The 10,501-nt window shown below is 42.5% G+C and carries 6 protein-coding genes; 3 read left to right on the forward strand and 3 right to left on the reverse strand.

Going from position 1 to position 10,501, the window contains the following annotated elements:
- The 3 genes from WBJ10_RS13410 to WBJ10_RS13420 form a co-directional block, all read right to left on the reverse strand.
- Positions 1-587: YebC/PmpR family DNA-binding transcriptional regulator (locus WBJ10_RS13410; RefSeq protein WP_424291127.1), on the reverse strand; the 587-nt coding region annotated here is incomplete at its 3' end.
- A 92-nt stretch (positions 588-679) separates the two neighbouring features.
- Positions 680-1,624 carry an NAD-dependent epimerase/dehydratase family protein gene (locus tag WBJ10_RS13415; protein WP_424291129.1) on the reverse strand — a complete coding sequence of 315 codons (945 nt, stop codon included), beginning with the start codon at positions 1,622-1,624 and terminating at the stop codon, positions 680-682.
- A 68-nt stretch (positions 1,625-1,692) separates the two neighbouring features.
- The gene (locus tag WBJ10_RS13420; protein ID WP_424291131.1) at positions 1,693-6,732 is read right to left on the reverse strand and encodes a lamin tail domain-containing protein; all 5,040 of its coding nucleotides are present in this window, start codon (positions 6,730-6,732) and stop codon (positions 1,693-1,695) included.
- 216 nt (positions 6,733-6,948) lie between these two features.
- On the opposite strand from WBJ10_RS13420, the gene WBJ10_RS13425 reads away from it, so the two are divergent.
- The 3 genes from WBJ10_RS13425 to dacB form a co-directional block, all read left to right on the forward strand.
- Positions 6,949-7,938, forward strand: coding sequence for an aspartate-semialdehyde dehydrogenase (locus WBJ10_RS13425; protein ID WP_424291133.1), 990 nt, complete (start codon positions 6,949-6,951; stop codon positions 7,936-7,938).
- A 143-nt stretch (positions 7,939-8,081) separates the two neighbouring features.
- On the forward strand, positions 8,082-9,221 hold the full coding sequence (locus WBJ10_RS13430) for a glycerate kinase (protein ID WP_424291135.1): 1,140 nt from the start codon (positions 8,082-8,084) through the stop codon (positions 9,219-9,221).
- 46 nt (positions 9,222-9,267) lie between these two features.
- The coding region (dacB, locus tag WBJ10_RS13435) for a D-alanyl-D-alanine carboxypeptidase/D-alanyl-D-alanine endopeptidase (RefSeq protein ID WP_424291137.1) at positions 9,268-10,501 on the forward strand (1,234 nt) is incomplete at its 3' end.

A 10,501-nucleotide genomic window follows, 5' to 3' on the forward strand; every position in this document is an offset into this window, starting at 1 on the left:
ACCGGGATACCCTTTTCTTCCAGAGCTTTTTGCATTTTTCCGAAATCCTCGAAAGAGGTATGGATTACACCTACATCTTTTCCGTTTTCATCCTCTTCCACATACAGATCCTCGAGCCCGAAGTCGAGTAGTTCAAGTTCAAGTTCGTCCAGTTCCATTTCGCCGGGATCAAATCTAAAGACTGACTTCCGAGTAAAAATAAAATCGAGGGATCCCGTTTTACCTAGAGTGCCATTAGTCTTGTTGAAATAGCTACGAACGTTTGCAACTGTACGGTTGGTATTATCAGTAGCAGTTTCTATAAGGACAGCCACTCCGTGGGGCGCATATCCTTCGTAAACTATTTCTTCGTAATTGCTTTCGTCTTTATTGCTTGCCCGTTTGATTGCCGCTTCCACCGTATGCTTCGGCATATTAACAGCCTTAGCATTCTGCATTGCAGTTCTCAAGCGTGAGTTTGCGTCGGGGTTCGCCCCCCCGTCTTTTACGGCCATCACGATCTCTTTTCCGAGACGTGTGAATTGCACGGCCATCTTCGCCCAGCGCTTAAATTTTCTTTCTTTACGGAATTCGAATGCTCTTCCCATTTATCTTAAAACTATTTAAATTCAATATTTTTATTCGAAAGTTTTCGGTCGCCATTCTCAACTTTCAACTCTCCACTCTCCAAAGATTCTAATTATTTCTTCAAATTATTAAACATATCAACCGTCATTTTTTCAAGGTCGAACTCTGGCTTCCATCCCCAGTCCATTCTCGCATGGCTGTCATCTATGGATTTCGGCCAGCTTGAGGCAATCGCCTGTCGCTGGTCGTAGTCAGTATAGCTTAGTTTAAAGTCAGGGATATGCTTTCTGATCTCTTCGGCCAGGATCTCCGGCGTAAAGCTCATACCGGTAAGATTGTATGAAGATCGGATATTTATTTTTTCCGCCGGTGCATCCATTAATTCTATAGTGCCGCGGATTGCATCATCCATATACATCATGGGTAGCTCCGATTCTGCCGACAAAAATGACTGATAACTGCCTTTTTTCAAAGCATCATGGAATATATGAATCGCATAATCCGTTGTTCCGCCGCCCGGGGCTGCTTTCCAGCTGATTAGTCCAGGATAACGGATACTCCGTACATCGAGCCCATATTTCTGGACATAATATTCACACCAGCGTTCACCAGCCAACTTGCTTATCCCGTAAACGGTATTCGGGTCCATTACACAATATTGCGGGGTATAATCTTTCGGGGAGTTTGGCCCGAAAACGGCTATGGAACTTGGCCAGTATATTTTGGATGTTTTAAATTCTTGAGCGAGGTCGAGGACATTTAATAAGCCGTTCATGTTTAGGTCCCATGCCAGCTTAGGGTTTTGCTCCCCCGTTGCTGAAAGCAAGGCCGCCAGCAGATAAACCTGCGTGGGTTTATATTTCTGAAAAAGATTTTTTAGAATTTCCTTCTCAAGCACATTCACAAATTCAAAGGGGCCGGCATTTTTTATATCGTAATCCGGTCGGCGAATATCGCAAGCTACGACATGCCCATCGCCGTAGATCTTCCTCAATTCGCTTACCAGCTCCGTTCCGATTTGCCCGTTTGAGCCTATAACAACAACTGTTTCCTGCATTATAATTGGTTTGGGGCAAAGGTAGGGATTTTATGTTCTGTTGAAGGCCCACTTGAGTTTGGAATTATTTACAGATTCGCCGCCAGAGCGAAGGCTTTGCGAAAGCGTCTTACATTTCCGCTTGTATCAAATACTTCGGAAACAATAAAATAGATTCCGGAAGCAGCAGCTGTGTTGAATTCGTTGAGTCCGTCCCAGACAAACATACCTTCGGAGTTCAATGTTGAATTTTTAAGCAAATGCTTAATTATCATTCCTTGATCATTGAAGATCTTTACGTTCGCAACCATTCCCGGTGCTGGCAACCGATAACTCACCTGAAGTAAGTCTTCGAAGCCATCGTTGTCGGGAGAAAAGGTCTTTGAAACCAGTGCAAATTCCTCGAAGCCAACACTTTCTTCGTTATATTGAGAGTTTTTGTATCCTGGTGTGGCGAACCCAGATGCATCAGTCGCGGATCTGAAATTGCCGGGCTCATTGGTTTTCAATTTGAAGCTGCTTCTTTCCAGAGATATACCGTCAAATGTTTTAAGTAGTTGGAAATGCATCTTTTCGCTATAATTAAGCTGGTCAATTTGGACACCGTTACTTAATAACCCAACTACTCCTTTGTCATCATTGAATGCAGGGAGTGCTGCCTTTAGTATTTGGTCCGGGGATTCAATTCTATATTCTTTTTTAATTATTTCAGGATCGGTTGTTACTGCCAAATAGTGGCCGGGCTTAAACAGTTTTTGCTTTATGCTAATCGGCCGGAGCGGCCCGATCGAATCTTTTACCATAGAGGCAATCGAAAGATCTTTTAAGTCGAGGGTGTGGTTCGAGTTATTGTAAATCTCGATAAAATCAACACCATTTGGCCGGGGATTAAAAAGGACTTCGCTTATCAGAACAGCATTTTTAACAACTCGTTCTGTCAAAATGAATTCACCTTGATTAAACCCTGTTGAAATAGGGGTCCCAGAGCAGTCACGGATTTCCTTCAATTCGATTTTATAGGTATTTCCCCGGGTTGGAGCATTCCTTAATTTAAGCTGAACTTTATCGAAGTCCGGCGACAAAGTGATAGCCGATTCAGGTTCTCCCATCCCATTGTTTATATGATATTTCACGGCTGAAGATGCGGACAGGCTATCAACGGTCTTGTTGAATGTAAGTAATAATGTAATACTGTCAGTTAATATTACATCCACCAATTTAAGGGCATCTCCCGGAGAATCATTGAAAATAGAATTCCGTTTTCCCGGAGTACCACCGGCAGAATCTATACTTGCCGCCCAATTTTGAGATCCGGCGCAGATTGAAGCTGGGCTTATCATCTCCAGAGAATATCCTCCCGATTTCTTTGCTCCATTCCTATACCAATCTGAATTATAAGCAATACGCTGAAATTCCCGCCCCTTATTGTTTTTGAGAACTAAGACATCCTTCTCATTTGCAAGTAATGGCCACACTGGTAAACCTTTCACATTGCCAAAAGAGGTAAAACTGGACGTGTCTTTTTCCGGGCAGAGTATCAAATAGGAAAGTGGAGCGATCTCTCCAGAAGTAAATTTATGCAGTACGCTTGCATCCCCGTAATACATTCCTTTCAAGCTTACCGTTTGCTCTGTGGGATTATAAAGTTCAACAAACTCCACTTCTGGTAAATGGACCTGTGGTGAGGGGTCGGCCAGAATTTCATTTATATAGACAGGATAATTCTCTTCTGGGATGATTGGTTTTGTAAATAAAGCCTGGTTGTTTGGTTGATTGGACTTGATCCCACTGCAGTTAAATAAGGAGTCAACAGTGAGGAGATACTTGGTTCCTTCGTTAAATTTCGCTCCAAACTTAAGATGGATTGTTAAAAAGCTTTCCCCGAAAGTAGCTTCAAGAGCTGCACCAATTTTATTATCGATGGAAAAATGTGATGATTTAAAAAATATAGTGTCTGGAATCGAATTTAGATGAACAATTACGGTGCTATCGGATCTACTGCCCACCGAATCTATTTTGATCTGTTGCCAGCTGATTCCAGGATTTTTTCTACTATTAGCGCGACCCGGCGTCCCGCCGGTTGTGTCAATGGATGAAAACCAATTATAGAAACCATTGCAGGAGTTAATTAACAGGTCTTCTTTCTCCAGGGACCATCCCCCGTTCTTTTTCTTTTGGTTTTTATACCATTTATCTGAGTACACAATTGAGTCAACTACTCTTTGTGTGAAGCTTTTTAGAGTTATCTGATCACCACCGTTTCCTAAAGATGGCCATGGTGAAATCCCTTTCGTTTTGCCAAACGGCCTGAACAAAAGAGTGTCAGCTGTGGAACATAGGATTAAGTATTCTCCGGGTTCAATTTTAGCAGCTGTAAAAACTGCTTTCGTACCACTGTCGTTTAAAATCCATTTATTCAAATCCGTTGCATGTGCTCCCGGGTTATATAACTCTATAAATTCTGCGAGCGGCAAACCTACTTCTGGAGATGGGTCAGCAAAGATTTCAGTGATGATAATTTTTGCCGTATCGATTCGCTCTGGAGGCATCGACGAAGGCGGGTTGGTTTTAAATTGAAGTAATTGAGAATCTGTGATGGATTTCCCACTACAGTCTTTTATCAGGGATACAAGTAATTTATAATTAGTTCCTGCTACAAACTTTTGTTCATATACCAGGGTTACTTCCCTTTGCATTAGATCTGAACTTATTTTTTTGATTGAGTTTGCGGGGGATAAAATAAATTGGCCGGCAGTGAGGGTTGAGCTGTTCAAATGTTTATTGAAATATACTTTGAGGCTGGAATCTGTTACCAGCTTGATACTATCGGCCTTTACCGGCACAAGGTCATATCCGGTAACGGCCACCGAGTTGGCTCTCCCAGGCGTTCCCCCATTTGTGTCTATAGCTGCATTCCAGTTAAAGGGAGGTTCACAGACCGAGGTTAAATCAATTTTTTCCAAACTCCACCCACCCAGCTTTTTTACGTTGCTGCGATACCAAGTGTCGTAATAAGCTACTGAATCCACGACTCTGTTTTTGAAACTTTTTAGGACTACCTGATCGGAAATGTTATTTAACGACGGCCAGGGATTTAAACCGATTGTCTTTCCGAAAAGTTTGTAATGAATGGTATCAGCCGCAGGGCAAAGGATTAAGTATTCCCGTGGTAATATTTTCTGGCTACGAATGATAGCTTTTGTAGTCGGGTCGCTTACGGACCAATTATTTAGATCAATAGTATCACTGGAGGGATTATAGACCTCAATGTATTCAGCAAGGGGTAAGTGAACTTCTGGCGAGGGATCCGCAAAGATCTCAGTAATCACAATTCTCGATGTATCTGGAGGATTACTGACAGAGACAATCTTTTTTGTGTTGAAAGTTAAATTCTGTGCTCCTCCTAGTAAAGGGACGCCATAGCAATCTTCAAGGTTCTTTATATTTAATTGATACCTGGTATCAGGCACAAACTTTTGATCATAGATGATCCTTATTTCGTTACTTTCAAAATTGGCAATTATTTTCTTAATGGATGATGCCGTCGGATTCAAAATGAAATTTTCAGCGATTAGTGTTGAATTGTTTAGGGGCTTGTTGAAGTAGATCGTTATGCTGGTATCAGAAATTTGTTTTAAACTATCGGCCGTTAGCTTTAGGTTTTCATAGTCAGCGACGAATACAGAGTTTTTCTTTCCCGGTGTGCCTCCAGTGCTGTCAGTAGAGGCAAACCAATTTTGAGCCCCCGAACACAGAACCCCCGGATGTTTGCGTTCAAGTGTCCAGCCTCCCTGCTTTTTGGTTGTGTTTCTATACCATGAGTCGGAATAGTTGACCGAATCAATAGGGGTTCCTTTTGAACTAAATAGTTTTATGAGCTCCCCCGAATTATTTAACGACGGCCAGGGCGATAAGCCGAGAACTTTGCCATAAGGTTTAAATTCTGCGGTGTCTGCTTTCGCGCAAATAATTAAGAAAGAGGATGAGGCAATAGTAATGTCGCCGAGCGTCGCGGAACTTCCGGAGTCACTGAACTTCCAGCCTTTTAATGAAATGGAGTGAATGGTGTTATTTCGAAGTTCAACGAATTCCACTGACGGGAGATCAATTTGTGGTGCAGGGTCAGCTAATAATTCATTTATTACAACATCACCGAATTTAGCCGTATAAGGTTTGATATAGGTGAAGGTACCCCTTTGGTTATTGCTTATCAGGTTCCCATTTATATCCCTGATATTCGCAACTGAAATAGAATATGTGTCGCTATTTAAGTTATTCGCCAGCTTAATATGAAATTTTGCCGGGTCATTTGTAGTTAGAACCTTAAGTATCGGCCCCCCGTTATTGTTAATCGCGTAGTTGGAAACACCTTTCGTACTTATACTATCCATTGCCTCACTGTAAGTTATTGCTATTGTATTGGAATCAATGACCGATACAGAGCTCATGCTTGGTGGAACGGTGTCGGTAACTACTGAAGCAACTTTGATGTTATCGAAAAAATGTTTTTGAAAAAACGTCGCAGTAGATTGTTGTATCACAATACCAAAGTAACTGGTGCTCGTGTGCTCTGTATCAAGGGCAGTTCCTTCGGTGATATAGCCCGAATTTGCTGACACTACCTCCCGCTCAAGAGTAAATTTGCCAGTATTATCGCGCTTCAGTCGTATTTTTAGGGTGTTGTTAGAGGATCCAACAGAACCATTCACCCCGTCTATTATTTTCGAGACGGTAGCAGTCGTCCCTGATCTTTTGTAAAGACTTATTTCATCATCAGTATTACCAATCCTAATAAAGTAACCATTAATCATTGTGTTTTTCAGGTCAGCCTCGTCGGAAATAACATAGATATCTGTATAGTTTGATCCCGACGTGTTAAATTGAAGATTTACCCAAAAATCCCACTGTGTATTTGTGGCCAGCTTGTTTCCAGTACTTAGGAAAAAACTTGCATTGCCAAGATTTGAATTTGAACGCAGCTTATTATCAGTGATTACAAAATCAGCGTTATTATTACTTCCCGTCCAAATAGGATTTGCAGTAAAATTTCCGTCGTCGAAGTTTTCATCAATCTGTGCACGCAGAGTAATGACCGGGAGGAGCAATAAAATGACGTAAAAATATCTCATGAATTTGTTGCTGTGATTTAAATATCACCAGCGACAATCACAGTCAGTAAACGGAATGAGTGTGCGGTACAAATTTTTGTATTTCAGGTTATTTCGTACAACTGGTAACGAAATTGTCAGATTAGCCCTTTATATCTTTCGGAATGCCAGAAAACGCAATGATTTTTCCCATATTTGCCTCAATTAAACAGTATTAACAATTTATTTATCAAGAAAATGAAAGTCGCAGTAGTTGGCGCTACCGGCCTTGTAGGTTCGGTGATGTTAAAAGTTTTAGCAGAGCGCAATTTCCCAGTTAGTGAATTGATTCCGGTAGCATCCGCAAAGAGTGCAGGTAAACAGGTTGAATTCAAGGGAAAGAAGTATACTGTTGTGACTATGGATGATGCGATTGCGATGAAGCCGGATGTCGCTTTGTTTTCGGCCGGCGGAAGCACTTCATTGGAAGCTGCTCCCCGTTTTGCAGCAGCAGGTACAACAGTTATCGATAATTCTTCAGCGTGGAGAATGGACCCGGATAAGAAATTGGTTGTGCCGGAGGTGAACGCAAATGTGCTTACTGCTAATGATAAGATCATTGCTAATCCGAATTGCTCCACCATACAAATGGTAGTGGTTTTAAAGCCGCTTCATGAAAGATATAAAATTAAAAGGGTTGTCGTTTCAACTTATCAGTCAGTCACTGGCACAGGTGTAAAAGCAGTCGACCAAATGATGAACGAACGGAAAGGTATATCCGGAGAAATGGCTTATGCCTATCCAATTGACCTGAATGTGATCCCGCAGATTGACGTGTTCACTGCGAACGGTTATACCAAGGAAGAGATGAAAATGATCCTTGAAACCAAAAAGATCATGGGTGATGATTCCATACGTGTTACAGCAACTACTGTGCGTATCCCCGTAATGGGCGGGCATTCTGAGTCTGTGAATATTGAATTCGAAAGCGATTTCGACCTGGCCGAAGTTCGGGCGATACTTGAAAAGGAAGAAGGGATTATTGTAGTTGATGATCCGGCGAACCTGAAATATCCAATGCCGATGGATGCTCACGAAAAAGATGAAGTATTTGTAGGTAGGATCAGACGGGATGAGTCGCAGGACAATGCCCTTAACCTTTGGATAGTTGCTGATAATCTCCGTAAAGGCGCTGCAACTAATGCTGTTCAGATCGCGGAGTATCTGATGGCCAATAAATTGATATAAGAGAACCAGCAAACAGGAAGAGGGAAGAAAATCTTTCCCTCTCCCTGTTTTTCATTCTCAACTCTCAACTCTCCATTCTTCCTTCTCCATTACCCTGGTTAATTTTCATAGTTTCCCAAATCAACGTTATCTTGCTGGTAATTATGCATATCCTGGTAGCGCCTAACGCCTTTAAAAATAGCCTTACTGCCCCTGAAGTCGCAGATGCAGTTTCTCAAGGCTTGCATAATTCCCGTCTATCTTGTACTACCGAGTGTTTCCCTGTCGGGGATGGCGGAGATGGGACAGCAGCCTTAATTATCAATAAATTTAATGGGATTACAATAGAAGTTCAAGTCCGAGATCCTTTGAATAGGATGGTAAATGCCACATTCGGGCTTATTTACAATGGAGCTACGGCCGTTATTGAGATGGCAGATGCTTCCGGGATTAAATTATTAAGTGCGGATGAGATAAATCCTCTTAAAACTTCGTCTGTAGGTACAGGAGAATTAATCCTTGCTGCACTGGATAAGGGTGTTTCCAAAATCATTATCGGATTAGGCGGATCTGCCACTGTTGATGGCGGTGCCGGTATGCTCAGTGCCCTGGGGGTGAAATTCCTTGATGTGGAAGGGCAATTATTATATCCCAGTCCGGAACATCTTCTCAAGCTCGACAAAATTGATACTTCTGAACTTGATCCGAGATTAGCCAGATGCAGTATTATCGTCTTGTGTGATGTGGATAATCAGTTATTGGGCTCTCAAGGTTCGGCGGCTGTCTTCGGCCCTCAAAAAGGGGCAAAAGATTTGGATGTGGCATTACTTGAAGGTATTCTAACAAAGATATCCGGGATTGCAGCGGAGCAAAACGGCAAGCCTATGGGAAGTGTAAAACATGGTGGGGCAGCTGGCGGAGTTGCTGCAGCTTTATATTCATTCTGCAATGCGGAATTGGTAGCAGGCGCTGAGTATTTTTTAAAAATGACCAATTTCATGGAGAGTTTGGCAAAATGTGACCTGGTGATTACCGGAGAGGGCAGCCTGGATGAACAGACTCTGAATGGAAAAGCACCTTTTGCTGTAGCCTTATTGGCGAAACAACTTCATATTCCAGTTATCGGTATCGCTGGCAGGGTTCCATTGATAAAAAGTGAGCAGTTGGATAAACACTTCGATGTTTTAATGCCTATCGGACATGAACCAGCTAATCTGCAAGATGCTTTTAAGGATACGGAGGCCAATCTGATACGTACAGGAACACTGATCGGGAATTTATATTCGCTATCAAGCGGCAAATGACTTAATTTTGGTTTGACACCCATACTTAGCCCTTACATCTTTTAAAATGAGATACCTATTTTCCTTTATTCTGTGTTTTTTGATAAGCAATGTTTCCGCCCAATCGTTAAAACAACGAATAGCCCACGCCTATCAGAAATTTGCCTCCGATGAGCAGCTCGCTTTTGGATCGGCTTCCCTAACCGTATTGAATGCTGAGACGGGAGAAGTCGTTTTCTCGGAAAATGGCAATACAGGCCTGGCGTCTGCTTCAACCTTAAAAACCATTACATCAGCGACAGCTTATCATTTATTAGGTAAAGATTTTAAATGGGAAACCACCCTGGGTTATACCGGGTCTATAAGTGCCGATGGTACCCTTTCCGGCGACCTGATTGTAACCGGAAGCGGAGATCCAAGCCTGGGAAGCGAGCGTTATGAACAAACGAAAAGCGCTGCCATTTTAAAACGCTGGACGGATGCGGTATCCAGAGCAGGAATAAAAAGAATAGCGGGGCGCATAATTGCCGATGACCGCTTATTTGGTACGCAGACTTTACCCGGGGGATGGCCGTGGCAGGATATCGGTAATTATTATGGTGCTGGTCCTTCCACATTAACCTGGCGCGAAAACCAATTTGATCTTGTCTTTAAGCCTGGTCGTGTTGGCGAACCTACATCGCTTTTGCGTACAGAACCCGACATGAGCTATTTGAAAATAGTGAACGAGGTGTTAACTGGCAAGGCCGGTACAGGAGATAATGTATATGCTTATTCTGCGCCTTATTCCAATGTCGTGTACCTCAGGGGAACTTATGGAATAGATCTTAAGAAAGTGATATCAGCATCGGTACCCGACCCTGCTTTTGACCTGGCACAAAGCCTGAGGAATAGTTTGAAGTCGCAAGGTATTGCTTCTGGATCCATCAGTACGGCCAGGGAACTGGACTCGGAAATGCTGCCTTTTCAGGCTGCCAGCACGATTTTGGATTCATACAGCTCACCCATTCTCGAAAAGATCGTTTATTGGTTTAACCAGAAAAGCATTAATCTCTATGGGGAACACTTGATCAAGACCATCGCATGGAAACAAGGCAAGGACATTACAACTCTTGAGGGGGTTAAAGTGATGAAAACTTTCTGGAACAGGAAGCTGGGTATAAACGAAAATGCAATGAACATTTATGATGGGAGTGGTTTATCGCCCGCAAACCGGATTACGACCATGGCGATGGCACAGATTTTACAATCTGTAAAGAGGGAGCCTTGGTTCAGCAGCTTTTATGAAAGCCTTCCTGTGT

The sequence above is a fragment of the Daejeonella sp. genome (genome assembly GCF_049655485.1).
Lineage (GTDB): Bacteria > Bacteroidota > Bacteroidia > Sphingobacteriales > Sphingobacteriaceae > Daejeonella.